Below are 25,320 nucleotides of genomic sequence, written 5' to 3'. Positions count from 1 at the left end.
CGTGTAATTAAGCAGGTGCTGATATGCGATTCTTAGTGCTGGTATTGTTTGGCGTTAGTGCAGTAGCCAACATTTCTGCTGACGAAATACGTCTGGGCGTACATAACTTTCCACCCTATTTTGTATCGACAGGCAACGGCCACTGTGGTGGAGAAGCCGTAGAGCTAACGCGCAGTATATTGCAGACCGATACCCTTACCGTACGGACTGTCTGCGCCACACCCGCCCGTTTATACAAGATGCTGCAAAGCGGTGAGGTGGATTTAACCATTAATATCAAGCAGACTCAGGCATTGCCAGCTGATGTCAGCTTTGTTGCCCCACCCTATGTGCAGCTATCTTTGGTGCTGCTAACGCATGGCGCGGCTGTCGCGCGGGAAAAACAACCGACAATAGCGGCAATACGTGGCTTTGATTACCATGGACAGCGTCAGCAACTCACTGAAAGTGGTTATAGCTTTATTGACCTGCCAGACAGCATCAGTGCAGTTGAGATGTTTATCAAAGGCCGCAGCAGTGCATTACTTACCTATGAAGCACCGTTTAACTATTACCTGCAGCAACAGGCACTGCCCTTTGCCAGCCATTATCAGCGCCGCCTGCTCGACACCATAGACGCCTACTATGTGGTATCCCCGCTATCAAAACACCTGGGCTATATCAGCAGCACGTTAAACCATTATGCTGAAACTGAGCAGCTTAGCTATTTTTCACACTGAGCCTTTTGCCTGCTGCGTTAGGCTCTGCTCAATGTCAGCCAGACAAGCAGGCCTGGCAAAGAAAAAGCCCTGACCATACTCACAACCGAGTTCAGTCAAAACATCTTGCTGCTTTTGTGTTTCAATACCTTCTGCAATTACGGCTACCTCAAGCGCCTGCGCCATGGCCAGCATGGCTTTAACCAGGCCAAGATTCTTACCCTGCTCCAGGTGTTGAATAAAAGCACGGTCTATTTTGATAAAGTCTATTGGTAAGGTTGTCAGATAAGACAACGATGAGTAACCGGTACCAAAATCATCAATCGCGACTTTGATACCGGCACTGCGGCAGGCTGACAGATTATCCTGAATTGTCGGCGAGTCATCCATGACCACACCTTCAGTAATTTCCAGTTGCAAACAGTCCGCTGGTAATCCCAGCTTGTTAAGTTTGGCTTCAATAAAATTGTACAGCTCAGGGTCAGAGAAATGTTTAGCAGTGATATTTACTGCTACCGGTTTTGGCTGCAAGCCCATACTCTGCCAGCTCTTAATTTGATTCAGTACCGTTTTAATTACCCAGCAATCCAGTGTTTTGCCAAGGTTAACACTTTCGGCCACCGCCACGAAAACATCAGGCGGTACTGTGCCAAGTTCAGTATCATGCCAACGCAGCAACGCTTCGTAGCCTATCAGGCTCTGACTGGCCAGTTGATATTTAGGTTGCAGCACAACTTGCAATTTGTCTTGCTCCAGCGCACGGCGCAGCCCCTGTTCTATCTCCAGTTGGCGGGTAAGGGCATTGTGAATATCTTCATGATACAGCCGTAATATAACGCCCTGATGTTTAGCATCAAACATCGCCGCCTCGGCCTGGCGGATAAGAATATGCAAATCTGTCGCATCGTCGGGGTAAATACTGATACCAACACAAACAGAAGGCGAAATTTTTTCATTTGCCAGCCAGTATGGTTCCGTGTATTGCGTGATCAAGTGCTGCACAAAAGGCAGCAGGTTGCTTTGCTCGGTTAACGGCAATAACAGGATATAATCATCGGCCCCCGGCCTGCAGGCCAGCGCATCTTCCGGCAATAAATTTTTTAAGCGATGCGCCGCTTCAATCAGCATCAGATCGCCAAACTCATGACCATACTTTTCATTAATCAGCCGAAAGCGGTGACAATCAATAAACAATACGGCATAACGCTGTTGTGCATCTTGCCGGCGGTTAAATTGCTCTGTCAGGCCTTCGCGGTTTAGCAGCCCGGTTAATGCATCAAAACTGGTCAGAAATTTAGCATGGTTCTTGGCTTTGACCTGCTCGGTGATATCGATGCCAACGCCCTGAATTTCATCGACAGCGTCAGCCTGACCGGCCAGGCTGCTGAAAGTCCAATCAACCCAGTGTATCCGGTTGTCTGAACTGAGCATACGCACCGACAGTGACACGGTTTGTGATTGTGCGGCCTGTCTGAGCTGGTCCAGTAATGACTCAACATGCTGCCGCTCATCAGCATGAATAAACTCCAGAATAGAGATACCCAGCATCTGAAACAACTGCTGCCCCAATTGGCGGCAAAATGCATTGTTAACGAATGTCAGCCTTGAATGCTGGCTTAAGCGGCAAATAAACTCTTTCTGGTTTTGCACAATATCACGATAGCGCTGCTCGGCTGAGATAAGCCGCTGCAATACCGCTTTGAATTCTGACAAATCATGACACACGCCAACAAACAGCCGGCCCTGTTCTGTGTGTGATTCCCCTACTGATAAGTGCATCGGAAATACCGAGCCGTCTTTGCGCCTCGCCTGCACGTCGCGGCCGATACCAATGATCTTGGCGGGCCCGCCACTTTTATAGTTTTGTAAATAGCCGTCATGCTGCCGCGCATGAGCCTGGGTCATCAACATGCTGACATTTTTACCAATCACTTCCTGTTTGTTGTAGCCAAATAACTGTTCAGCACCGCGGTTGAAGGTTTGCACGATCCCCCATTCATCAATAGAGATAATGCCGTCAACCGCAGCTTCAAGCAGCGCATCCTGTATTGAACGCAAGCGGCGGTGAGCTTTAATGCTGGCCTGGTAAGCCGTTAAGTCATGACAAATGCCGACGAAATAGCGGGCATTATCTGTATTGGCTTCGCCAACCGATAAATGCATCGGAAAAACGCTGCCGTCTTTACGCTTGCCCTGAACATCCCGCCCTACACCGATAATTTTCGCGCTTTGGCCGTGGCTGACATAGTTAGCCAGGTAAGTATCATGCTCACTGTGAAAAGGCTCAGGCATTAACATGCGCACGTTGTGACCAAGACACTCGGCAGCACTGTAACCAAACAGCGTCTCAGCTGACGGAGAAAAAAAACAGATCTGCCCGCGCTGATTAATCACAATGATGGCGTCAACCGCGGAATTGACTATAGCATCCTGCAGCTGACTCAGCTCAAAAGTATCCATACCGGGTGTAACCTTGTTGTTATCAGCCAGAACAACACTTATGCATCTAAGCTGCTATTTATTGACAAGAGTTACAACTTTAGAAGTGAAGTTCCCTTTTTTCCAGACAAATCATTTAAATAACTGCTCAGACTGTTGTTAGAACAGGAATAGACGTTAATTTCTATACAGGTTTTATGTGGGCAGTGTCTAAGCAGAATATACGTGCCGGGTGCAGCACAAATATGCTGCCCTAAACGCAAAAAACCAGCAAAATTCTGGCTTAAAGTGGCGGAGCGGACGGGACTCGAACCCGCGACCCCCGGCGTGACAGGCCGGTATTCTAACCGACTGAACTACCGCTCCGCGCTGGAGTGAGCTTACGCTCTGGTATCTGCTTACTGAAGTGGCGGAGCGGACGGGACTCGAACCCGCGACCCCCGGCGTGACAGGCCGGTATTCTAACCGACTGAACTACCGCTCCGGATCAGGAAGCTTAATTCGATACAGTGGCGGAGCGGACGGGACTCGAACCCGCGACCCCCGGCGTGACAGGCCGGTATTCTAACCGACTGAACTACCGCTCCGGTGTGTATCGAAAATTGGCGGAGCGGACGGGACTCGAACCCGCGACCCCCGGCGTGACAGGCCGGTATTCTAACCGACTGAACTACCGCTCCGCACCAATTACACTACAGAATTTCATTTGGGTATCCTGCAGTGCGGCGGGAATGATACGGATTAGCCGATAGGCCGTCAACACCTTTTTTGCCGCTTTTGCCTAATCCTTAATCATCCGGTAAAGTCAGGTCGAGAATGTCATCCATATCGTTGTTTTTTTGTGCATTTGCGCTATTTTTCTCAGCAACATCGGTGGCTGGCTTGCCCGCTGTTGCCTCCGTTGCCTGAGCTGGCTCTTTTTTGCGCCAGAACATCAGATCTGCCGGCTTACGATCCGTCATGACAAACCAAATCGCAAAACCGCCACCGATTAAGATAAACAGATTAATACTTATCACCAGCCCCCAAGGGAATTCCGGTTCAGGCTCAGCCTGCTCGGCAGCAATTTCATCTTTAATACTTTGCGGCAGTTCCTCCAGTACAGGTGCTTCAAACACTGGCCGGTTTACCACAAAACTGATCTCCGGCAGGTTCAGCATAAACTCGCGGCCATCCTGCATAGTACCGTAGGCTGAAACATCCAGGATATAACTGCCATGGCCACGGTTATGCAGCTCTAGTTGCCGTGGTGTCACACCCGGTTCATTTAACGCAAAGTCTTCCACCTCACCATTGGGGTAGCGTACCCGCCCCTGCAGTAATACCGATGCTTTATTGACGCTGTCATCGGTGATCCGAAACAGCACCTGGTGCGGTTGGGCCGGTTGTTCCGGCTTTAATTCATCAGCCGCGGGGGCAGCAGTAATATCGGCAACTATGGGTGCGGGTTTAAGCACAACGGGCGGCTGTTCCACCTCCCGCGTGTATAAAGGTGTACGTACGACATATTTAGGTATCCATTCGCCGGCAACAAACCTTAGCTGAAACTCACCGGTAAACACGCCATCGCGGGCTCGCTCGTCGTAGCCTTTACCATCATCGCGAAAATGCGCAACTTGCACGACACCACGGCCGAAATTGTCATAATCTGCGTTATTGGTGCTGACAAAAATCACTTCCAGCGCCAGAACCTCGCGAAAATCTTTCGCATTTATCGGTTCTTCACCATTGGTTAAACGGGCGGTAATTTTTACGGTTTCACCGACTAACAGGTTATCAGGTAAGGGATCAACGCTAAGTTTTATGTCGGTCAGTACCATAATGCGGCTATTCGGCAGTAATTTACCAATCGCCTGCCACGGCCCCGGGGTGGGGTTTTTAATCTGAATCAGATCATAGCTACTGGCATCGTGCCAGCGCACCTGTTGCTGCTCTGCGGTATTGAAATGAATTTTACTGCCGTCTGGCCGCACCAGTACAACCGACGCCGAACCGCGTTTTCGAAACAATAGCAATGTGATTTCGTCAACATTGTCGTCAATACGAAACCTGTTATCAAACAGCGGGATCTGGTTTTTGGTTGGCAAGTCATCCAATAACGCAAAGCCGCTGCTAAAGGGGCTTTCGTCTTCTTCTGAACTGACCTTGGGAGATTGCAGTAAATCGGTGCGCGCTAGTGTCTGGGCACTGAATACTGCGCACCCGAGCAACAGACACACTACTGTTAGCCATTTCGCCACAGGCAACTGCCTCCTTTTTTCTGCACTAAGTCCAGCCTGGTTTCGTGTGCTGTCAGCTCGGCTTCTGTCGCCCGCAGCACTTTCAGCCGTCCGCTACGCTGTATTGCTGCCGGGCCTGACTGACCGTCAGCGCCATTCTGCTCGTTCGCCAGATTCAGGCTGACCTGGCCCCCCGTCATCAACAGATATACATCTGCCAGAATTTCCGCATCGAGCAAAGCGCCGTGCAAAGTACGGTGGCTGTTATTAATGTCGTAACGGCGGCACAATGCATCCAGGTTATTCTTTTGTCCGGGATGCAGTTCGCGTGCCAGCATAAGAGTGTCAAGAATAGTACAGTACTGCTCTACCGGCGGCAGTGCAGGGTGCAGCTTAGAAAACTCGTGATTGATAAAGCCAACGTCGAACGCGGCGTTATGGATCACCAGCTCTGCGCCCTGAATATAATCGTAAAAACTCTTGGCTATCTCGCGAAACTTAGGCTCATGTGCCAGCCGTTCATTGGTAATACCGTGCACAGCCACTGCTTCAGCATCAATAATACGCTCCGGGTTAATGTAGACATGAAAGTTGTTGCCAGTAAAACGCCGGTTAATCAGTTCAACACAGCCAATTTCAATGATACGGTGACCATCTTTAGGGTTAATACCTGTGGTTTCAGTGTCGAGAATAAGTTGTCTTTTCGCCATAGTCGTTTCGCTTTTTACTGCACTTGGGGTAGATTATACGCCGTTTGGGTTTGAGGAAAGGCTTTATGCGTAAAACTGTTGCAATCTATACCGATGGCTCTTGCCTGGGCAATCCGGGACCGGGTGGCTACGGTGTGGTGCTGAAATATAAGCAGCACTGTAAAGAGCTAAGCGGCGGTTTTCGTTTAACCACCAATAACCGTATGGAATTGCTGGCCGCTATCGTTGCGCTGGAAACATTAAAAGACAGCTGCGATGTCGACCTGACAACTGACAGCCAGTATGTGCGACTTGGCATTACCCAGTGGCTTGCAGGCTGGAAACGTAACAACTGGAAAACCAGCCAGAAACAGCCGGTTAAGAATCAGGATTTATGGCAGCGGCTGGACGTAGCAAGCCAGGCGCATAATGTTAGCTGGCACTGGGTAAAAGGCCATGCCGGCCACCCGGAGAATGAGCGCTGCGATGTGTTGGCCCGCACAGCAGCTGAAGCCAAACCTTCGGCAATCGACCAGCCATTTGAACTAAGTCAGAGCACTGCAACTTAGCCACAACGTAACAGGCAGCCCAATTATGGCAAAACACACAGTATTTTTTCGCACCATCAGCCGTTTTGGCGGGCTATGTCTGCTGAGCTTACTGTGGTTCTCTGCCAGCGTACAGGCGCAATGGCACCGGCAGGCATTTCAGACGCTCGGCACCCAGGCCTATATCGAGTTGTGGTGTGAAGACGCCAGCCAGGCTTCTGATTTAATTACTCAGGTACAGGCCGAGTTTGAGCGGATTAACCAGCTGATGAGCCCCTATATCAGCAGCAGCGAACTCAGTCAGCTTAATCAGCTGGCAGCACAACGGCCAGTGCAGGTATCTGCTGAGTTGTATCAGTTGCTAAAACAGGCCAGGCATATCTCCAGCCTGAGCCAGGGTGCATTTGATATTACGTTTGCCTCGGTCGGTTTCTATTATGACTACCGCGCCCATAAAAAGCCCGATGCCAGTCAGCTGCAACGTGCCCGGCAATACGTTAATTACCTGAGCATCGAATTGCTGCCAGACAACAAAGTGCATTTTGCCCGCGACGGTGTAAAGATTGATTTAGGCGGTATTGCCAAAGGTTATGCGGTTGAACGCGGCATTAATTTGCTGGCACAGCAGGGTATTTTGCATGCGCAGTTAACCGCTGGCGGCGATAGCCGTTTACTGGGAGACAAACGCGGTAAACCCTGGTTGGTGGGCATAAAGCACCCACGGCAAGAAGATAAGTACGCCGCAACATTACCATTGGCGAACAGCGCTATCAGCACATCAGGCGATTATGAACGCTACTTTATTGAAGACGGGGTACGTTACCACCATATAATAGACCCCAAAACCGGCTTAAGTGCCAGCGGGCTGTTCAGCGTGTCCGTCCTCGGGCCGGATACGACCCAGACTGATGCACTATCAACCACGCTATTTGTGCTGGGCCTGCAACATGGCATGGAGCTGATTGAGCAGATTGATAATTATGAAGCCATTTTTATCGATGCTGACCGCAAGATGCATTTCTCCAGTGGCCTTGGCCAGTAACCGTCTTAAAGTTCAGCTGTGCATCCGGGCAAATATCAGGTAGATTCTGTATTATTGGTTTAAGTCGGGCTGTGCCAGAGTACATTATGCGATCATGGCATTTACTGTTAACCTGCGCCCTGTTGTTATCAGGCGCTGCAGTACCTTTGGCTGCGGTAGCTGAAGAACAGACCTGCACACTGCGTATGTCAGCCGAAACCGACTTCCCGCCACACCTGATTAAACAGAATGATAATTGGACCGGCCTTAGCGTCGAACTGATGCAGCGCCTGGCCGATGAAGTGCATTGTAAACTCGAATTCATTAACAGCCCCTGGCTCAGGGCTTTACAGCAAAGTGAGCATGGACAGCTGGACGTACTCAGCCATTTGTCATTCAGTGAGCAGCGAAAAGGTCAGTTTGCTTTTATCGGGCCTCATCACATAGAGGCAATTTATCTGGTAGGTGATCCGGCTGCCTTACCTGCCAGCAGCCAGTTATCGGATCTGATTGATAAAGTCGATTATGGCCGCATTGCCGTGTTACACGGTGCCTACTATGGCGAGGACTTTGCCCGGTTAAGCCGGCAACCCGCGGTACAGCGTCAACTGGTGGAGATCAGCAGCATTCAGGATAAACTGGCGCTGCTACGCGCCGGACGCGTCAATGCGATTCTGGAAGATATCAGCGTGCTACACTACTGGCAACAGCATCACTACCCTGATGCCGATAAGTACCAGCCACTATTAAAAGTATATCAAAGCCCGGTGTATTTCGGTTTCAGTAAAACCTCATTGCCCGCATCAACATTGGCTACCCTGGCTGAAGCCTGGCAGAAACTTTACCGGCAGGGTGAACTGGCGGCGATATATCAGAAGTACCACATCAGTAATTACGCTGAACTTATTCCGGCGTCAATTCTGTAGTTATTAATCGGGTACAATTGACGCGGGCTCAGGCAGTTGCCACTGATAATCCGGCAACTGATAGGTTTGTAAAATGGCTTGTAAAGCACCTTCTGCGTACAACTTTTGCCAAGCCTGTTCTAATTGCTGTAACTGAATCACACTTAACGTTTTGCGGTTAAAACCAAAAAACACCGGGCTCTGATACACCGGGAATAACGGTACATAAGCAGCCGTTGGCAGCTCAGACTGCTTTTTCCAGTAATGATAAGCCGCTATATCTTCCAACACGCCATGCACGCGGCCATTTAGCAGCAAAGCCTGCTTGTCTTCATTACCACGGATAAATACAAAACGGGTGCGGTTTTTGGCATCGTTCAGCACCGCATCAAGCGCTTCACCGTAGTAAGCGCCATTTAACAGTGCAATAATGCCCGAGGTACCGGCTTTTCTCAGCTGCGAAACCGAACTTAAACCGGAAAACGCCTGCGGCAGCCCGACCAGATAAATCTTTTCCAGCTGATGTGGGCCAATAAAAGCGAAGCTCTTGCTGCGCTCATCGTTGTAACTTAAGTGGCTAAGGACATCCAACTCCCCCTGTTCGATAAGCCGCAGCGACCTTAACCAGGGGCTATGAATAAACTCCAGCTCACAACCAATTTCCTGCACCAGCCGCTGCAACAGCTCGACATTGACGCCTCGCCAGCTATTGTCTTGCTGAATAATATAGGGCGCAAAGCTGGTTTCTATTCCCATCCGCAGCACACAGCTATATGAAGGTAAACTAAGTAATAAACACGCTACGTAAAACGTCAGATAATGCATTCGTTAACTGCTTCTGCTGAACCCGTTCATTCTACTATAAATGCTGTTAATACTTTTTGCCGCTGTGGATGCATAAATTCTGTTTATGCATCAGACGATAGGCGCAAATGCTGTTAAGCGGTCAAGACTGGCTGCATTACCAAGGCCATGAAACGGTGCGACCTCGGCAAGCCGGCCCTGCTCACCATGCAGCGCCAAATAGTTCAGCAGCACAGTTTGCACCAGCAGGTTAACGTTATTTGCCGACGCGGCTGAGCCGGTTTCGACCGATGCATCCGGGCGCATAAAGCCAATTTGCTGATGCCTGGCTTGCTCTGCCGCCGATCCGCCCAGTAATGCAGGACGGCCATTCGGGCTATAAACCAGCATATAAGATGCCGCAGTGGACGAATTATCGCCAGTCCACTCGCCTTTGCCACGGCCAGCTTCTGAGTCATCAATACGACCATTACTGGCAACCGAGCCATCGCTGTATACATATACCATCAGTGGCTGGTTCATTCGGGCGGCGTATTCAAGACAGGCACCTATGCAGCGCCCGGCTCGCAAGTCTCTGAGCTCGCCGGTGCCGCGCTCACCGGTATGATAGTCATAACCGCCTATGGTTACCGAGCCAGCGCCAGCAAAGCCATTGACCACCAGTTTCATCACTGACGCCGTTTTACGAAATTCTGCATCGTCATTGAATTCCTGTGCGGAGAAAATACCGGCGGCGCCGACGATATCAGGATCAGCGGCAGGGTCTAACGTCGCAGGGTTACCAAAGCGGTCGGCCAAATCAGCACTTTTTACATAGCCGCAGCGAATAAGATCTTTAATCACATCGTCGCGGCTGATATTGGTATTAACCCGGCCAAGCTTACTGTCACTGATACGCTGCACTGACTCCATCACGGCAACGGCATCGCTCTGGTTTAGCAAACCAAACAAATCCCCCACATCCACTAAACCGGTCACATCACCGGGCCGATCGATTTTTGTCGGCCTAAGCTCAGGGTTATAAAACTCGGCCGGCGTCATTGAGTTGGCACCTGAGTCGGAGTTACGCGAGCCAATCAGCGGCATTAACGAGCCATTGGCGCCGGCTTTAGCGATGGCGAACATCGGATTATGCGGATTATTACCGGTATCGTTTTCGGACCGCGATGGCAGAACCGCACCATTGGTCATCGCCTGTGTGGCCAAGCTGGTACGCTCTAAAATACCAGCCAGCATTTGCGAGTCACTGTGAAAAGCCAATCCTAGCTGGTTGTTGATAAAGCCGGCAGCCGGGTCGGCAGCATTGACAGCCGTCGGTACCTGATCAGCAGGTAAACCCAGCTTGCTGTAGCCTTGCACTGACAGAAAATCGAGTTGACCACCAGCACCACCCACCAGCACATTGGAACCGGCGATATTGGCACCACCGGCCAGATCAAAGCAGATAAACGGAATTTTACCGGCGCCCTGCACATTAATGCCGCACAGCTGTTTCAGCGCGTCTAAATCGGGCGATAGCTGGGCATGTGCCTTATTCGGGTTGGCAAAAAGCCCCAGTACTGAACCACTGGTCAGCACGGCTGCACCATAGCTTAAACCACAGGCAATAAAATCGCGGCGGCTAACCGGCTTGCTGTGGCAGGCATGCAGTAATGGGCTATCGGGGTGCAGCGGTTGCTTTCTTTTCATTTTCATCTCCTACTGCAACAAAAGTTCTGCACTGGCCAGCACTGCGGTGCAAGCTGCTTTGGCAATAGTGCGGCTGCGATCGCTGCTACAGCTGCCGTTACAGCTGCTTAGCCGGTTGATCAGCGCATCCAGCTCGGTCTCTGCATCAGCGCGTAGTACAGAGCTTTGCGGTGATAAAGGTATCAGCCTGTCGAGCAATGGCTGGATAAAAGCAGGCCGGTTGGCCATGCTGTACGTCACGCCCGGGCTGGCATTAAAATCAACACCACTGAACCAGTTTTGACGAATAGCGCTGTCTTCTATCGCGGCATTGCAGTAGGCAATGGCCAGTTGGGTGATGGCCATTTGCTGCGCCGACACAAAGGTATCGACAGTATCTGCTGAGGGCAGCTGGCGCTGAATGGTCTGATAAACCTGGGCCACAGCTGCTTGCTGCTGTGCAACCCCGGTCAGCGCACTCATACTGGCATGCACTTCAGCAAAGGTTTTAAGGCCGATATCACTGCTTTGACTACCGGAGGCAATAATACTTTGTACCGGTACGCTGATGCCGGTACGCACGTTCTGCCGCTCACCAATGCGGCCAAAAGACAAAAAGAATTCATCAGACGCGGCGCCAAGCTCTGCTCCAATGATGGTACCCTGGGTTGACAGCACAGCGCCGGTATCCAGTGCAGTACCAGAAGCCAGCTCAAACTGTTGCTTCAGCCAGGCCTGGCCGGTTAGTGCTTCTTTGCCGTTAATGCCAATCGCCATATCGCTTATCGTCAAGCTTTGTGGCAGCGCCCGCCCTTCCAGATTAACCAGATAAGGTGCATTGAACAGGTAGGAATAATTATCAAACTGCGCGACTTCAAACACGATATAGCTATCGGCTAAATCGATCAGCTCACCTATGCTAAACAGCAGATAAAATTTCTGGCCGACGCCCACTTCATAGTTTTGCCGGATTTGAGCTGCGCTTAGCGCTTTATTATGAATAGCGAGTAAACGGATACTGCCCTGCCACTGCCGGTTGCCATTGGCTTCGTTGCCGATGATCAGCGCATAGGTATCATCCCAGTTGCGAATAGCATCAGCAGCTGAGCGCACGCCGGTATCATTGCCGTTGACATAAATACGCTGGCCGTTTACCGGGTCTTGTGTCAATACCACATGCTGCAATGTTGCCTGCAGCACTTCATCAGCATCGGGCGTGCTGAGCGCCGGCATACCAGCGAAATCACTGCCGCTGCGACGCAGTAAAAAGTCATAGTTGTACTGGGTCTGGCCCAGCGTAACGTTGCGCTCAGCACTGCTGCCAGCATAGCTGACAATGGCGGCAGGGCCTTCCTGCACCACATTGGCCGGCACGACCCAAGCTTCGACGGTCATTTCACCGGTAGCGCTTATCAGCTGCGCCAGCTTGGCACTGTTTTGCGTGCTGGCTTGCGCCCGGCCACTGTTAATCTGTAGTCCCCAGCCGGTTACCCAGCTGATATCGCCTTGCAGGCTTAAATTAGCCGCCGGTTCAACCCCGGAGGTGTCATAGGCAATAACGCCGCTGCCGGTTTTAAACTGATAAAACGCTATCTGGTTGGCCTCAAAGCGGCCGCCACTGGAGGCCACGACACCATCGCCCAGCCTCAAGGCTTTGGACGGTACCAGAGCCGGATCCAGTTCGGTTAGCTCGACACTGTCCGCTATTTGCCTGATGGCAGCGAGCATCGTCGCAGCATCGCTGTCACAGCTGGACCAGCAGTTATGAAACTCGCCACCAAGCCGGGCAACAAAGCGCGAGAGCTCAGGTTGATCCAGATTCAGTAACTTGCGGCTGGCGTCATAAGCGGCGCTCAGATCACTGCCGGCAAAAAACGGCGATTGCGGCTGCGCAGCATCAGGTGCATGGCAGTTAACACAAAACTGGCGCAGCAGCGGGTATACCGTGTTACCAAACAGCGCTGGCGATTCAGGTAAGGCTTTACTGGCGCCAGGTTCACGTATTGGTGGTGCCACTAGTGTTACCGTAGCACTTTCGGCCTCGCTGCTATTGGCCCAGTTACGTATCCACTGCGTTAGTGTATCCGCACAGGCAGTATCGCTGGCTAACCAACAGTTATGGCCGCCGGCAATTTTACTGACCAGAGCCGACTGCGCCGGATCGGCCAGATTAACCAGAGGTACAGCGGCGGCGTAAGCCAGATTAATATCATCATTACGGACAAACGCCGGTGCGGTATTGCCCTGCACATGGCAGGCACCACAACGGTTGTTGCCGGCAATATTGTCCCACAGTGTCAGTTTAAACAGCTGAATATCGGCGGTTTGCGGCGCCGGACCGTTGTAGTTGGTATTATCTTCCTGCACCGGCGGCGGTGGGTTCTGCTCTACTTCGGCACCGCCGCAACCGGCCAGCACAAGGGCACCCAGCAGCAGCAACGCTTTGAACAAAATTTTTGCTGTTAACACAGTTTGCATAGAAAACCTCATCTTCAGTCTCCCATACAATAAGTGGCGGTATCAGCAAATACCTGTTTCAGTACATAGCCTGTGGCACGGAAACTGTCGGTAATGCTGTGCAGCGCATTGACATCAGACAGGCTTTGCGGCTCTCTCAGGCACACAGCCCGGAATACCTTTTTCACCTGGCACTGCGCAAAAGCGGTGGTGTTTGCCAGCTCTTCGCCCAGGCTTTTTGCACCACTGCCGCTACCCGGCAAGCTGTTATCCCAACCTAATGCCTGGTTTTGGCCTTCTCGCCAGTAATTGACCCAGCTATCGTCCGGTGTGCGGTAACCGTAAGGGAAACTGCCGGCGTTAATATGATACTTCGGCTGCACCCGGCTTAGCGTGGTTGAATTCTGAGTGCCACTTTGCTGATAAAAGATACGGCCATTGCTGCCATCTTCATCGCTAAACTGGTAGTCATAATATGCAAAGGCCTGCGCCATAGGATCCATACCGGCATGGCAGCCGACACAGCGGTTATTAAAAATACGGCTGTCGCCACCCGGGCTGCGGCTGACATCCTGCCGGATGCGTCCGGTTGGCATGGTAATATCCTGTAGCGGCTCTAAATCCGTACACAACTGGTTCATCAGTGTAAAACGGAACATGGCGCGGTTAGTTCCAAGATAAAAGAATGCCTTTGCAGCCGCCCGGCTCGTCATCACACCTGCTGCCGCATCCGAGGGAATGTTATTCAGGCTGCTTTGCGAGCGGGGTTCAAGATACTGTGCTAAATCAACCGCCTGACGCTCCAGCGCCAGATAGTGCTCATTATTGTTGCTCTGATAGGGCGGCAACCCCAGGCTGTCTGCACCGACATACAACACATCAGTTTGCAGGATCTGCCTAAAATCCACCTCATCGCGCACCAACCCAATCACGGTAGCGCTGTAGTCATTCAGTGGCTCAAACACGTCCTGCTCACGGTTAGTGGCGACAGAGGCAAACAGCTTCAGCGTTGTGCGATAAAAATCCGGATGCTGCATCGCCAGCTCTGCAGCAGCAGATGCATTACCCGCATCAATCAGAGCCTGCATCTGGCTTAATGTCACAGCATCGGCCGGCACACCGGCAATACGCTCATGCAGCCGCTTGGCCTGTTCCAGTGACCCGGCCTGAGCACTGGCCGCCAACAATACTGCACTGACGCTCAACGCTTTAATAAAGGCTAAATAATGCATCTACACCACCTCCGGCTGGTTATCAGCCCGGTAAAAACTCGACTGTCCACTGCGAACGGGTTAGCGCCACCGGCTCAGCACCAAAATTGACCGAGCGTAATCTCAGCATCAGCTGGCGTTCCAGCTTGGCATCGTTTAATTCGCTGCGCACTATGTTGACTTCAGCCAGACTGCCGTCGGCATTAATAACCAACTCAAACACCACCTTTCCTTTCAGTAACGGATTGGCGCGTAGCGCCCGGCTGTACAGGGTGTATAAGCTGCTTTTATTTGCTTCCAGTATGCGCCTGATTGCCGCTTCCGAGCGGCCCTGCGGCCCACTGCTGTTGGCATCAGACTGGCTGTCATTGCGGCTTTGGCCAGTGCTTTCACCTCGACCGATAGACGACAACCCTTTCATCTCGGTCTCTGCCAGCGCAGTCGTGCCGGTGTCTGCCAGTTCAGAACGGGCAATATCACCGGCGACCGCTGCCGCTTCACGGCTGGCAAACTTTTTGTCTGCCTCATTACGCAGCAATTTACGCTCGACCTGGGCAGCCTGTTGCTCGCCGCTGCTTTTGACACTAGGCGCCGTATTATTAAGCTGAAAACTCTGCCTGAGCTCGGCTAAATCGTCACGCATCGCCAGCAACCCGGCTTGTTGTGCCTGCTCCCGGGCCTTTTGCGGATCGGGCTTTACCGGTTCGGCGACAGCCGCCACCGGCTCTGGCTTGGGTTCTGGCTTAGGCTGCTCTATCACCTGCTGCTCTAACGGCTCTGGTTCAGGCGGAGGTGGTGCTTTGCGCTGTTCCAGTACCACTTTTGCCAGCTGCGGTGGCAGCTGTTCCAGTACCTGCCGGCTGGGCTCTGGCACCTTCAATGCCGGCACCAGCACTGCAAAAATCAGCCATAAGGCAAAGCCCAGCCACAATAAACGGTAAAAGCGTTTATCTTCAAACTGCCAGCTGTCAGCTTGGTTAATCGCCAGCGTGGTCATGATGCCCCCTCTGGCGCTGCCGCAGCGGTTGTCGCTTCAACGGCCAGCGATAAATCGCGGTACTCAGTTGCGGCGCAGATTGCCATCAACTGGCGCAGCACGGCGTAAGGTGTTGCCGCGTCGCCAAGAATGGTCAGAGCCCGGCCTTGTTGCTGCTGCTCTTGTGCTAACGGGCCAGCGCGTTCAGCCAGATAGGTCAGCTCAGCCGTCAGCGCCTGTGTCAGATCGTCCAGCCAGACATCGCTATCTTGCTGCCAGTCACCCTGCCATACCGGCTTCCCCTGCACCAGCACGCCGTTGGCAGTAATGGTCAGCATGACTTTTTCGCTCGGCAGTTGCTCTGATACAGAGCGCGGCAGGCTGATATCTTTATTGCTTTGCAGCACTTTGACTTCCGACTGGTTTACCATCAGAAAGAACACCAGGATGGTAAAAATGTCCATCAGAGCAACCAGGTTCAGCTTACCTGCCTGCGCCAGACGCTGATTCTGCCGGTCGAGCCGCTTGGCACGAAATGACATTTTCATTGGCCGGCCTCCTGCTGCGGTAACTGCCCCAACGAAATTTGCGGAAACAGTTCAGCGTCCACCACCTGGGCTGCCACTACGGCTTTAAACGAGCGCACTGTGTCCATCGCCGTCACCAGTGTCTGGTAATCCAGCTCATCCGGCGCCAGCAAGGTGATATCCTGCTTTTCAATTTGTTTTTGTGAAAAGGTCAGCTTCAGATCCTGCAAAAACAGGCTTAGCGCGGCGAAATCGAGTTTGCCGTCGTCAGTCAGTTCAAATACCCGCAGCGGTTCGCCGGCCGGATAATTCAGCCGCAGACGATCGGCATGAATTTCCAGCTCCAGTTGCTGTGGTTGTTCCTGCTCCTGCTGCAGTTGCTGCTCAGTCAAAGGCGGCAGCTGAATATTCAATACCCGGATCTGGGCAAACACCAGGCTGAGTAACAATACCGGCACCAGCACGATCATCAGATTCATAAAAGACGTGATGTCCAGCTCAGCGTCAGCCTGAGGAACTTTACGCCGCTTTATCATCCGAACCACCATCTGCTTGCTTGGCAATACTGTTCATCAGCTTAATACCGACCATTTCCATGGTATCGATAATACTGGCGGTTTTGCCCTGTAGCAGCGCATGCACAAATACCAGCGGAATAGCGGTGATCAAACCAAAAGCTGTCGTGTTCATCGCCACCGAAATACTGGATGACAACAAGCTGGCTTTCTCTGACGGATCAGCATTCGCCACGGCCGAAAATGCAGCTATAAGCCCCATAATAGTACCGAGCAAGCCGAGCAAGGTTGCCACGTTAGCCAGCGTCGCCAGAAACGGTGTGCGCTTTTGCAGTCGCAGGCTGTATTCCAGTACCACTTCTTCCATTGCATATTCCATGTCCTCGCGGCGCGAAGACGAACGCAGCCGGTTGACACCACTGGCCAGCATTGCCAGTAGCGGAGCACTGCTGCTTTCGGCCAGCTGCAGAATACGACGGGTATCGGCCTGCGCTACCGCCGGTTGCACCTGTGCCATAGCGCGCTGGTTTACCGCATAGACTGAGCGCAGAAACCACCAGCGTTCAACGGCAATCACGATGCCAAGCACCAGGATAAAGGCAATAGGGTAAATAAATACGCCGCCTTCCTGTAAAAACCGTACGATGCCGTTTATAAAATCCATGAAAAACATCCTCTTATTGCTTTTTTGGGTTAACTTTCTCTGACGTCAGCGATGCTGACGTGCTTTGCTCAATGGCGATAAAACGTAAAAACTGCTGCCGGTCCAGCGGTGACACACCAGGCTGCTGTTGCGGCAACGGCTGCCCGGGTATCCGGATCACACTGACCGGGCTTTGCCAGGGCAGCACATAAATGGTTTTGGGCTGTTCCTGGTTACCACGGATGGTGCTTTCAACCTGTACCCTGGCCGGCTGCTGCGCCCCGGCCAGCACAGCGAACAGGCTTATACTGAGCAACAACATGCTATAAATCAGTTTGCTCATGCTTTTCTTCCTGTGTCAGTTGTTGTTCAAGCAGTACCAGCCAGCCTTTAGCCTGTTCATCCGCAGTCAACTGGTAGTACTGTTTATAGTGGTAATGCGCCTGTAACAGCTCGCCCAGATACAGCTCGTATAAAAAAGCCAGGTTTTTATGTGCTATGGCGTAGCTGGCATCGGCTTGCAGCGCACGCTGAAAGTGACGCTCGGCCTGACGGAAATTGCCCTGTTGCCGCGCCAGTACACCGAGTAAATTATGCGCAGCAGTGTAATCCGGCGCCACACTGACCACCTGCAGCAGGCGTTGCTGTGCCGCCTCCACATTGCCACTGTGCCATTGCGCCAGCGCCAGGTTATAACCTATCCCAGGCGCGGCAGGCACAGCCTCTGCCAGTTGCTGCAAAACTGCAACCGCTGCGGCGTAGTCCTCTGCCTGTAACAGGGCTTTGGCTTGCTGAAATTGCTGTTGCTCAATATCACTCAGTGCAGCTGGCGCTGCTACTGCCTGCTGTGGCGCAGCTACGGGCGCTGACTTACCGGGTGCAGGTAGCTGGCTGCAAGCACTCAGCCCCAGCAATACTGCGCTACAAAGCAGAGCCCTAATATGCATCTTCTGCTACCCCACTATAGGCTTCTGTTTTATCAAACCGGGCAGGCAGCAGTGTCGCCAGCCGCTGAAAGCTCTGCTGCACCCACTGATCCCAAACCTGCTGCTGGGTTAAACGGCTATTTTGCTGATAAATGGCAATCGCTTGTTCTTCAAACGGATAAGCCTGTTCCTGCAGCAACAGCTCATACTCTTCCAGTGCCAGTTCATCCAAACCTTTTGGTCGGTCTGAAGCTAACAGCGCAGCCGCCATTTGCTGATATAACTCACCAACGTGAAACTGGGCTTCGGTTAACATAGTGGCAATGCCGTATTGCATACTTTGCTCGTAGTGCTTTATCGCTGCACTCATATGCTGGCGTTTTTTCTGCAGACTTTGCTTCAGTGGGTGGCTCAGCTTTACCTGTGCGAACAAGCCACTTTCATGCCGCCCCAGCTCAAGCAGCGCCTGTGCCGCCAGATAACGGCTGCGCTCATTCCCCTGCGCCGCGTTCCTCTGCTCGAATACCGCAATTTTGTCGCGCCAGAAATTCTGCCGGTACAAATCCTGCTGCAGCTGATAAAGCTGCACCAATTGCAGCCGCGCTTCCTGCGCCAGCAGGTGCGGTTGCGGATAGCGGTTGGCATAGCGGCGCCAGCTATCCAGTGCCCGGGCATTGTCACCACTGCGCTGATAATATTGTGCTGATAAATACAGCGCTTCGCGCTGCTGCTCTGGATCGTTACTTTCTGCCGCCACTCTGGCCAGTTCAGCGGCGGCTTTATCCCACTGCTGTGCCTGTTCATAACTGTCGAGCAGTTGTGCCTTAGCGGTGCTTGTTCTTTCAGTATCCGGATAACGCTGCAAAAAGGCAGTCAGTAAGCTTATTGCTGCAGCGTAGTCACCGGCGCTGCGTGCTATCTCAACTTGCTGGTAAGCTGCAGCCTCGTGGTACGCTGAGTCCGGTAACACAGAGAGTAAACGCTGCAGATGCTGCTGTACCGCTGCAAGCGGTGCATCGGGCTGCTGGGCCTGCTGATAAATACTCGACGCCAGTTGCTCAGTCAGCAATTTACGCCTGTCGGCACTGAGATCAGCTGCCCCCTGACTCAGTAAAGCGCTGATACTGTGCTCAGCAGCAGCATACTGCTGCAACGCCAGTTCACTCTGGCTATGCAGAAATTGCGCTTCCTGTACCAGTGCACTCTGGCTCTGTGCTGGCAGTGGCCAGTCTGTGACAGCATTGCTGTGCTGAATGACGCCATAGTAATCCTGCTCGCTATAACGCTGCTGCAGTTGTTGCAACGCCACCTGTTGCGCCGCCGGATGTGCCCTGTGCATGTTGACAAACTCAGTTTGTAGCTGCCAGTGACGCTGTGCTGTGCTGGCGTGCTGCTGTGCCAGTTTCTCACTGAGCAGCAAGGCTTTATAGGCCGCATCCTGCGCAGTAAATAACGTACCAGGCTCTGTTGCCGTAAAGCCAAGCTGGGTGTAAAGCGCCAGCGCATCGTCCTGTAAGGCAGCACCGGCGTAAGACTCTGCCAGCAAATAGCGGATATCAGCAGCTGAATAATCCCCGGCTGCCTGCTGTTTTTGTAATAGCGGCTCGTCCAGCACTGCCAGCATTTTTTGCCACAACGGCACTACGTCGGCAAAAGCCTGCTGCCGCGCCTGCCCACTTAATGTTAACGCACTGGCATAGCGGTTACGGGCAAAATAATCCAGGTATTGCAACAGCGGCGGTGTGGTTTCGGCCAGCTCAGTTACGGTTGCCCGCTGCCAGAATAAGCTGCCCGGGCCAAACAATTCAATGTAGCGCTGCTGTGCCGCTAACGCTTGAGTGGCATCAGCATCGTCCAGGTAATGGCGGATAAGCTTTAACTGAAACTGTGCCGCGAGCAGCGTATCAGGGTACTGACTAATAAACAGTTGATAGGTTTCCAGGCTGGCAGCAAGCAATTTTTTCTCTGCCAGAAAATCAGCCAGTCGCTGATACAGCTGCGCCACCATCAGTAACGGCCGCTGCCCCGGTGGGTAAGGTACCCGTGCCAGCAATGCCTGTAAACTGTGGCCCTGCTCCTGATAACTCAGTGAAATACTCAGGGTTTGCAGGACTTCATCGCGCAAACTTTGCTGCGGCTGTTGTTGCTCAGTCAGCAGTAACTCAGTGTAACTGTGATCCAGTACCCGCAAAAACTGCTCATCTGCCTGCTCAAATTCTTGCAGTTTAAAATAGCTCCAGCCCGCCATATAACGGGCATGTAGCTCAAGCGAGGCGTCATTATTGCCAAGCACGGCCAGATACGCCTGCAGCGCTTGCTGATACTGGCTCAGCGCGTAGTGAATATCGGCTTTACGAAACCAGACTTCGGCCGCCAAATCCGACTGTGGATACCGCTGTAAAAAGGCATCCAGCTGCTCTAGACAGGCTTGCTGCTGCCCGAGCAGATCATAGCTGCGCGCCAGCTGGTAGCGGATAAGCTCGTTATTCGGATCGGCCGGGTAATCTGCAAGCAGTTGCTGGTAACGTGCTATTAGCTGCTGCAATGCCTCGCGTTCTTGTGCCGGCGGCAACTCTTGCTGCTCGAGCTGGCGGGTGTGCATTTGCGACAGCCGGTACAAAATTTTCTGCCGCGTCTGTGGTGCAGGCTGTAATGTCAGGATTTGCTGATACAGTAATTCGAGTTGCTGTTCATTTACCTCAGGCGGTGTCAGCAACATACTGCGGTCAAACGCCGGCAAATCGGCCAGCCGCGGCCGCTTGATATTATCGGGCGCGACACTGCAGCCAGACAATAACACAGCACAACACAGCGCCAGTGTCGTCAGCGGATAACGCTCAATGACGGTTAACCTCATAAGCCGGCCCCACTGCTGTCAGTGCCACTGCTGAGCAATACCCGTTCCATCACCCGCGCCATCGATTCTTTATTGTGCCGCTGCAAGTCATTAAGAGTTGCCAGTTGCTGCTGCAGCCGTTGCTGTAATTGCTGATTCAGCTCAGCCAGTAATTGCTGCTGTTTACTCAACAACGCCAGATTCAGCTGCTGCTGATGGCTACTCAACTGGGTAAGACGCTGCTGCACCTGTTGCAGCCGCTCCGTTTTGTTTCCCTGCCGCGCCAGTGCGGCCATTTGCAACTCCAGTTGTTCGAGTACACCAGCGGTTTGCTGCAGTTGTTTTTGCCGCTGCCAGCGCCGCTCTGCAGCACTATTACTGTACTGCCACTGCAATAAGCCGCGCAGGCGGCTGAGCCTTTGCGGGTAATTCTGCAGCGGTTGCGGTTGCTGATGCTGCTGCAGCACTGCCAGCCGCTGCTCAGCACGGTCTAAACGTTGCAGTTGCTGATAGGGTTCGCCTTGCCATAGTGACAACGGCATGGGTTGCTGCTCGGCTGCACTGATCTGCTGTTGCAGCTGGCTAAATTGTAGCTGTAACGCATCGCGCTGCTGACGCAGCTGTGGCAGGCGGCTACTGAGCAATTGCTGTTGCTGCTTCAGCTTCAGGTTTGTGACATCCTGCAGTTGGCTCAGGCGCTGCTGCCGTCGCGGTGCGGCAGTTAACTGCTGCTGCACCGAGAGAATATCCTGTTGTAAATGAAACAGCTGGCTGTCATTGCTGATCTGCAATTGTTGCCAGGCTGATAAGCCCTGCTGCAACTGCCCAACCTCGACCGGGCGGGCCTGTTGTTGCATCTGCTGTGCTTGCTGAATGTAGTATTGATCAGCCCAGCGGTACGCCCCCAGCGCATCATCAACCTGCAATACGCGCTCCAGTTGCTCGCCGATACGGGTTGCCGCCAACCAGGCCGTGTGACTGAACGGCTGCAGCCGGATCTGTTGCTGCAATACCGCCAGCAATGCCGGCACATGCCGCTGTTCGGTCAGAATATGACTGTAGAGCTGCAACGCATTGCGGTTTAGCACGCTATCAGCCGCAAAGTTACTCAATATCGCATCGGCTGCAGCAAATTCCTGACGCTGAATATGCAGCTGAGCCTGTGTCAGCGCAACGTAATCAGACAGCGCTTCACGCTCAGCACCGGGATAAATAAAACCGTCAGGCTCACTAAGCAGGTGCCACTGCCCACTGAACAGCAACTGCCAGAAACCCTGCCCTTCACTGGTTTTTAGCTGCTGCCGGATTTGCGCCAGCCAATCAAGCGCAGTGTCAGATTGATCAGTCTGCGCCAGCACCAACGCCTGGTTGCTGATGATATAAGGCATTTCCGGCTGATGACGCAACCGCTCAAACTCGGGTGCAGGCGGCAGTGTAATATCAGGCCAGTTGATCAGTTGCTCCAACAGCAATTGCTGGCCTAACCAGGCATTATCGTCGGTGATCTGTACCTGCTTAAGATAGTCTTTGGCCGGCGTTTTGTTGCCTTGCTCTAACTGATAACGGGCAAATTGCAGCAGCGCGACATTTTTCAGCGCCTGCGGCAAGGCACCGGGGCTTGCCGGCGATTCGCCAAGCAATGTATCAATCAGCCCTATCGCATGCTGTGGCATATTCAGTTGTAAATATAAGCCTGCTTCTAATAACCGGGTACGGCCATCATGCGCCGGAGCCAGCTGCAGTGTTTCCAGCGCTTGCGCAGGCTGCTGCAAATAAAACGCCCAGGCCGCCTGACGATAGTGCTTCTCGGCTATGGTTGCCGGTGTCGCTGCAGCCTGCGTAGAAGCCGCCGCCTGAACCAGCGGTGGCAGCAGCAATAGCAATGCGCAACTCAGTCGTTTGACCATGGCTGCACAACAAAATCGGGTTGGTAATCGCTGCTGCGATCGTTAATTTGCAGCTCCAGCAACACGGCATCGTCAGCCTTGGCAAAACGATAATTTACCGCGCGGCGATAATCGCGGTTGTCTGGCCCTTTGCCAACAAACACAGCGGTAAGATTATGCTCGCCAGCTTTAACATTGCCCTTGTACAACGGTTGAATAGCGCCACGTTTTAATGCATCCCACTGCTGCGCAGTGTATAGATGCGCCCCAACCGGTTTATCATTCAGAATAAGTTCTACGCTATCGAGCTGAAAGAACTGCCCGGTATCCGCTGATAAAAACACCGCCAGCTGGGTTTGCGGTGGAAATAATAATTCTTCTTCTAACAAAAACAGCTCACGGTTAAGCTGAATAACCTGCTGCTTTAACTGCTCCAGCTGATCGCTGACTGGCGCTGTTTCAGCACTGGCCACTAAACTCAACCACATTAATACGCTACACAATAGCACTCTCATGATGACGCCCCGCTAAAAGTAAAGGCTGAAAAACGCCCGTATCACATTGGCATCCAGCCGGTACAAAGGCTCCAGTCCCGCCTCTGCATCTGTTACTGTGACATTACGAAAGTTTTTGTAATTAAAACGAATATGATCCCACTGCAGCGTCAGTTCCGGCGTTGCTTCTGGCCAGAAGCCCCAAACCGGTAAAGCGTAACTGGCACCGATACCGAGTGTCAGGTTGTTAAACTCGCTTAACTCTTTATCACGCGCCATGAAGTTCTGCTGGCTGGCAAAATCAAATAAGTCGCGGTAAAAATCGGCCTGGCCCTGGCTATACCAACGCAGTTTGCCTTCCAGCGTCCAGTGCTGTGTCAACGGGTGCACATATTCCATTTCAGCATCCAGTGCGCGGATATCCCAGCTGTCCTGATAATGCCGCAGGTTAAAACTGAGCGCGGCCCGGTAAGGCAGGTACACTTTATTCACCAGCGACACCGCGAAGGCATTACGGGTATCAGGGTAAACTTCGCGCTGATAGGCGTATCCCCTCGGATCACTGGGATCGCGGTAACGTACGCTGCGATAAGGGTTATTTAAAAAACCTTCATCCAGGTCAACCTGCATATTAAGCGCGGCTATCCAGCTACTGCTCAGTACCTGCGTCCAGCCGAGTTTGTAGTTGTAACGTTTCACGCTTTCACTGAAGCTGTCATCGCCGTTACGGCCAACTTCATCATCGCCAAGCCCGGCTTCCAGGCTCAGTGTCGTCATGCCGCCGAAGGTATCGTGGGAAATGGCAAAGCTTATTGATTTGGCGTTGTAATCATCTTCATCACTTTGCGCATAGTTCGCGCTGAGAATACTGTTACCGGCCAGATAATCGACCCCCAGCCGTTTTTCCTGCCGGGTTTCGCTGTAGGCTGATGCTGTTGCCTGCACATCAACAGAAGCACCGGATACCGTATCAACATAGTAGTAGGCCGACACTGATACCGACTGACCGGCTTTTTTCCGCAGCATCACGGCCGGGCCGTCAATAGACACACCGCCCCCCTGATAGGAGTGGTACATCACATCCGCCCTGTCCTGCGGCAAAATTGCCGCCTGCACCATAGTCGCAGATAACACCAGCAGTGATAACAGCAGTTTAATTGCAGCCACAACCACCGCCCCCGCTACCATTTGCCCCTTTGGCGGCCTCACGCGAATCGCGCACGTGTGCTATATGCTGCTGCGCAACCGGATGACGGCCAAACGCCATAATAGGGTCGGCCAATTTGTCGCGCTCGTAAGGTTTAACCCAGGGCTGAACAGTTGTGCAGCCTGACAGCATAACCAGTAGCGCACTGATAATCAGCCAGGGCTTACTCACGCAGCAGGCCTTTAATATCTTCTTCATATTTTTTCTCAACGCCAGGTTTGTAACCACGGTGCACACTGCGTACCTGACCGTCTTTGTCCAGGATCACTGTAGTTGGCATAGCTTCAACCTGATAGGCTTTGGACACAGCGTTGTCCTGATCCAGTAAAATAGGAAAACCAACGCTGACCTTACTCAGATAAGCTTTAGCTGCACCGCTATCGCTTTCTACATTCACGCCCCAAACCTGCACACCGAGCGGCTGGTACTTTTGCGCCAGTTTATCCAGTTGCGGCATTTCCTGAATACAGGGGCCACACCAGCTGGCCCAAAAGTTAATCAGCATAATATCGCCGCGTTGTTCGGCCAGACGCAGGTTACTGCCGTCAAGCGCTTTCAACGTAAAATCCGGAGCTTGTTCTGCTATAGCAGCGCCGTTAAATACCAGCGCTATTGCCAGTACACTGTATTGAATTAATCGTTTCATGCTTA

Annotated in this window: 23 protein-coding genes and 4 tRNA genes; 4 read left to right on the top strand and 23 right to left on the bottom strand. The window is 52.5% G+C overall.

Going from position 1 to position 25,320, the window contains the following annotated elements:
* Window positions 1-23 precede the first annotated feature (23 nt).
* Window positions 24-719 (top strand): transporter substrate-binding domain-containing protein, encoded by a 696-nt coding sequence (locus tag AC5SV9_RS15875; RefSeq protein WP_475148425.1) that lies wholly within the window; start codon window positions 24-26, stop codon window positions 717-719.
* On the opposite strand, the gene AC5SV9_RS15870 is transcribed toward AC5SV9_RS15875, so the two are convergent.
* The 7 genes from AC5SV9_RS15870 to dnaQ form a co-directional block, all read right to left on the bottom strand.
* Window positions 711-3,158, bottom strand: coding sequence for a sensor domain-containing protein (locus AC5SV9_RS15870; protein WP_475148423.1), 2,448 nt, complete (start codon window positions 3,156-3,158; stop codon window positions 711-713). The two genes, AC5SV9_RS15875 and AC5SV9_RS15870, sit on opposite strands and share 9 nt — an antisense overlap.
* Before the next feature lie 268 nt (window positions 3,159-3,426).
* Window positions 3,427-3,503: transfer RNA gene (locus AC5SV9_RS15865), tRNA-Asp, on the bottom strand.
* A 41-nt stretch (window positions 3,504-3,544) separates the two neighbouring features.
* Window positions 3,545-3,621, bottom strand: a tRNA-Asp gene (locus tag AC5SV9_RS15860).
* Window positions 3,622-3,647: 26 nt separating this feature from the next.
* Window positions 3,648-3,724, bottom strand: a tRNA-Asp gene (locus AC5SV9_RS15855).
* 16 nt (window positions 3,725-3,740) lie between these two features.
* Window positions 3,741-3,817: transfer RNA gene (locus AC5SV9_RS15850), tRNA-Asp, on the bottom strand.
* A 108-nt stretch (window positions 3,818-3,925) separates the two neighbouring features.
* Window positions 3,926-5,377, bottom strand: a complete 1,452-nt coding sequence (locus AC5SV9_RS15845) for a TIGR03503 family protein (RefSeq protein ID WP_475148420.1) — start codon at window positions 5,375-5,377, stop codon at window positions 3,926-3,928.
* Entirely contained in the window at window positions 5,362-6,066 is a 705-nt protein-coding gene (dnaQ, locus tag AC5SV9_RS15840) for a DNA polymerase III subunit epsilon (RefSeq protein WP_475148417.1), read from the bottom strand. The genes AC5SV9_RS15845 and dnaQ overlap by 16 nt, the downstream gene beginning before the upstream one ends.
* Before the next feature lie 65 nt (window positions 6,067-6,131).
* On the opposite strand from dnaQ, the gene rnhA reads away from it, so the two are divergent.
* The 3 genes from rnhA (at window position 6,132) to AC5SV9_RS15825 (ending at window position 8,540) form a co-directional block, all read left to right on the top strand.
* Window positions 6,132-6,614: a ribonuclease HI gene (gene rnhA, locus AC5SV9_RS15835; protein WP_475148416.1), complete on the top strand. Its 483-nt coding sequence runs from the start codon at window positions 6,132-6,134 to the stop codon at window positions 6,612-6,614.
* Window positions 6,615-6,639: 25 nt separating this feature from the next.
* Window positions 6,640-7,635, top strand: coding sequence for an FAD:protein FMN transferase (locus tag AC5SV9_RS15830; protein ID WP_475148413.1), 996 nt, complete (start codon window positions 6,640-6,642; stop codon window positions 7,633-7,635).
* Between the two features lie 86 nt (window positions 7,636-7,721).
* Window positions 7,722-8,540 (top strand): substrate-binding periplasmic protein, encoded by an 819-nt coding sequence (locus AC5SV9_RS15825; protein ID WP_475148412.1) that lies wholly within the window; start codon window positions 7,722-7,724, stop codon window positions 8,538-8,540.
* Window positions 8,541-8,543: 3 nt separating this feature from the next.
* Here AC5SV9_RS15825 and AC5SV9_RS15820 read toward each other — a convergent pair whose 3' ends face one another.
* From AC5SV9_RS15820 to AC5SV9_RS15745, 16 genes are all read right to left on the bottom strand, one after another.
* Window positions 8,544-9,344, bottom strand: a complete 801-nt coding sequence (locus AC5SV9_RS15820; protein WP_475148409.1) for a substrate-binding periplasmic protein — start codon at window positions 9,342-9,344, stop codon at window positions 8,544-8,546.
* 90 nt (window positions 9,345-9,434) lie between these two features.
* On the bottom strand, window positions 9,435-11,012 hold the full coding sequence (locus AC5SV9_RS15815; RefSeq protein WP_475148408.1) for a hypothetical protein: 1,578 nt from the start codon (window positions 11,010-11,012) through the stop codon (window positions 9,435-9,437).
* Window positions 11,013-11,021: 9 nt separating this feature from the next.
* A complete protein-coding gene (locus AC5SV9_RS15810; protein ID WP_475148405.1) occupies window positions 11,022-13,469 on the bottom strand; it encodes a LamG domain-containing protein in 2,448 nt (815 codons plus the stop codon).
* 14 nt (window positions 13,470-13,483) lie between these two features.
* The gene (locus tag AC5SV9_RS15805; protein ID WP_475148404.1) at window positions 13,484-14,680 is read right to left on the bottom strand and encodes a hypothetical protein; all 1,197 of its coding nucleotides are present in this window, start codon (window positions 14,678-14,680) and stop codon (window positions 13,484-13,486) included.
* Window positions 14,681-14,702: 22 nt separating this feature from the next.
* Entirely contained in the window at window positions 14,703-15,656 is a 954-nt protein-coding gene (locus tag AC5SV9_RS15800) for an AgmX/PglI C-terminal domain-containing protein (protein ID WP_475148401.1), read from the bottom strand.
* Window positions 15,653-16,183 (bottom strand): ExbD/TolR family protein, encoded by a 531-nt coding sequence (locus tag AC5SV9_RS15795; protein ID WP_475148400.1) that lies wholly within the window; start codon window positions 16,181-16,183, stop codon window positions 15,653-15,655. The genes AC5SV9_RS15800 and AC5SV9_RS15795 overlap by 4 nt, the downstream gene beginning before the upstream one ends.
* Complete coding sequence (locus AC5SV9_RS15790; RefSeq protein ID WP_475148399.1) at window positions 16,180-16,698, bottom strand: biopolymer transporter ExbD; 519 nt, start codon at window positions 16,696-16,698, stop codon at window positions 16,180-16,182. The genes AC5SV9_RS15795 and AC5SV9_RS15790 overlap by 4 nt, the downstream gene beginning before the upstream one ends.
* On the bottom strand, window positions 16,682-17,341 hold the full coding sequence (locus AC5SV9_RS15785; protein WP_134056546.1) for a MotA/TolQ/ExbB proton channel family protein: 660 nt from the start codon (window positions 17,339-17,341) through the stop codon (window positions 16,682-16,684). Before AC5SV9_RS15785 ends, AC5SV9_RS15790 begins: the two co-directional genes overlap by 17 nt.
* 13 nt (window positions 17,342-17,354) lie before the next feature.
* Complete coding sequence (locus AC5SV9_RS15780) at window positions 17,355-17,663, bottom strand: hypothetical protein (protein WP_475148396.1); 309 nt, start codon at window positions 17,661-17,663, stop codon at window positions 17,355-17,357.
* Window positions 17,644-18,267, bottom strand: a complete 624-nt coding sequence (locus AC5SV9_RS15775) for a tetratricopeptide repeat protein (protein ID WP_475148393.1) — start codon at window positions 18,265-18,267, stop codon at window positions 17,644-17,646. Before AC5SV9_RS15775 ends, AC5SV9_RS15780 begins: the two co-directional genes overlap by 20 nt.
* Window positions 18,257-21,103, bottom strand: coding sequence for a tetratricopeptide repeat protein (locus AC5SV9_RS15770; RefSeq protein ID WP_475148391.1), 2,847 nt, complete (start codon window positions 21,101-21,103; stop codon window positions 18,257-18,259). The genes AC5SV9_RS15775 and AC5SV9_RS15770 overlap by 11 nt, the downstream gene beginning before the upstream one ends.
* On the bottom strand, window positions 21,100-22,989 hold the full coding sequence (locus AC5SV9_RS15765) for a hypothetical protein (protein ID WP_475148389.1): 1,890 nt from the start codon (window positions 22,987-22,989) through the stop codon (window positions 21,100-21,102). The genes AC5SV9_RS15770 and AC5SV9_RS15765 overlap by 4 nt, the downstream gene beginning before the upstream one ends.
* On the bottom strand, window positions 22,974-23,483 hold the full coding sequence (locus AC5SV9_RS15760) for an AraC family transcriptional regulator (RefSeq protein ID WP_273020726.1): 510 nt from the start codon (window positions 23,481-23,483) through the stop codon (window positions 22,974-22,976). The genes AC5SV9_RS15765 and AC5SV9_RS15760 overlap by 16 nt, the downstream gene beginning before the upstream one ends.
* A gap of 12 nt (window positions 23,484-23,495) precedes the next feature.
* A complete protein-coding gene (locus AC5SV9_RS15755) occupies window positions 23,496-24,629 on the bottom strand; it encodes a DUF3570 domain-containing protein (RefSeq protein WP_475148386.1) in 1,134 nt (377 codons plus the stop codon).
* The gene (locus AC5SV9_RS15750) at window positions 24,616-24,840 is read right to left on the bottom strand and encodes a DUF4266 domain-containing protein (RefSeq protein WP_475148385.1); all 225 of its coding nucleotides are present in this window, start codon (window positions 24,838-24,840) and stop codon (window positions 24,616-24,618) included. The genes AC5SV9_RS15755 and AC5SV9_RS15750 overlap by 14 nt, the downstream gene beginning before the upstream one ends.
* Entirely contained in the window at window positions 24,833-25,315 is a 483-nt protein-coding gene (locus AC5SV9_RS15745; RefSeq protein WP_475148383.1) for a TlpA family protein disulfide reductase, read from the bottom strand. Before AC5SV9_RS15745 ends, AC5SV9_RS15750 begins: the two co-directional genes overlap by 8 nt.
* Window positions 25,316-25,320: the final 5 nt, after the last annotated feature.

This window comes from Rheinheimera sp. ATLC3 (genome assembly GCF_059429535.1).
This window is presented reverse-complemented; position numbering and strand designations above follow the sequence as displayed.

Excerpts from the sequence above, each read along its gene's own strand:
- AC5SV9_RS15830 (WP_475148413.1), top strand. The coding sequence starts at position 6,640 with ATGGCAAAACACACAGTATTTTTTCGCACCATCAGCCGTTTTGGCGGG.
- AC5SV9_RS15765 (WP_475148389.1), bottom strand. The coding sequence starts at position 22,989 with ATGGTCAAACGACTGAGTTGCGCATTGCTATTGCTGCTGCCACCGCTG.
- AC5SV9_RS15780 (WP_475148396.1), bottom strand. The coding sequence starts at position 17,663 with ATGAGCAAACTGATTTATAGCATGTTGTTGCTCAGTATAAGCCTGTTC.
- AC5SV9_RS15875 (WP_475148425.1), top strand. The coding sequence starts at position 24 with ATGCGATTCTTAGTGCTGGTATTGTTTGGCGTTAGTGCAGTAGCCAAC.
- AC5SV9_RS15785 (WP_134056546.1), bottom strand. The coding sequence starts at position 17,341 with ATGGATTTTATAAACGGCATCGTACGGTTTTTACAGGAAGGCGGCGTA.
- AC5SV9_RS15790 (WP_475148399.1), bottom strand. The coding sequence starts at position 16,698 with ATGATAAAGCGGCGTAAAGTTCCTCAGGCTGACGCTGAGCTGGACATC.
- AC5SV9_RS15770 (WP_475148391.1), bottom strand. The coding sequence starts at position 21,103 with ATGAGGTTAACCGTCATTGAGCGTTATCCGCTGACGACACTGGCGCTG.
- AC5SV9_RS15815 (WP_475148408.1), bottom strand. The coding sequence starts at position 11,012 with ATGAAAAGAAAGCAACCGCTGCACCCCGATAGCCCATTACTGCATGCC.
- AC5SV9_RS15805 (WP_475148404.1), bottom strand. The coding sequence starts at position 14,680 with ATGCATTATTTAGCCTTTATTAAAGCGTTGAGCGTCAGTGCAGTATTG.
- dnaQ (WP_475148417.1), bottom strand. The coding sequence starts at position 6,066 with ATGGCGAAAAGACAACTTATTCTCGACACTGAAACCACAGGTATTAAC.
- AC5SV9_RS15870 (WP_475148423.1), bottom strand. The coding sequence starts at position 3,158 with ATGGATACTTTTGAGCTGAGTCAGCTGCAGGATGCTATAGTCAATTCC.
- AC5SV9_RS15825 (WP_475148412.1), top strand. The coding sequence starts at position 7,722 with ATGCGATCATGGCATTTACTGTTAACCTGCGCCCTGTTGTTATCAGGC.
- AC5SV9_RS15800 (WP_475148401.1), bottom strand. The coding sequence starts at position 15,656 with ATGACCACGCTGGCGATTAACCAAGCTGACAGCTGGCAGTTTGAAGAT.
- AC5SV9_RS15795 (WP_475148400.1), bottom strand. The coding sequence starts at position 16,183 with ATGAAAATGTCATTTCGTGCCAAGCGGCTCGACCGGCAGAATCAGCGT.
- AC5SV9_RS15760 (WP_273020726.1), bottom strand. The coding sequence starts at position 23,483 with ATGAGAGTGCTATTGTGTAGCGTATTAATGTGGTTGAGTTTAGTGGCC.
- AC5SV9_RS15820 (WP_475148409.1), bottom strand. The coding sequence starts at position 9,344 with ATGCATTATCTGACGTTTTACGTAGCGTGTTTATTACTTAGTTTACCT.
- rnhA (WP_475148416.1), top strand. The coding sequence starts at position 6,132 with ATGCGTAAAACTGTTGCAATCTATACCGATGGCTCTTGCCTGGGCAAT.
- AC5SV9_RS15745 (WP_475148383.1), bottom strand. The coding sequence starts at position 25,315 with ATGAAACGATTAATTCAATACAGTGTACTGGCAATAGCGCTGGTATTT.
- AC5SV9_RS15810 (WP_475148405.1), bottom strand. The coding sequence starts at position 13,469 with ATGCAAACTGTGTTAACAGCAAAAATTTTGTTCAAAGCGTTGCTGCTG.
- AC5SV9_RS15775 (WP_475148393.1), bottom strand. The coding sequence starts at position 18,267 with ATGCATATTAGGGCTCTGCTTTGTAGCGCAGTATTGCTGGGGCTGAGT.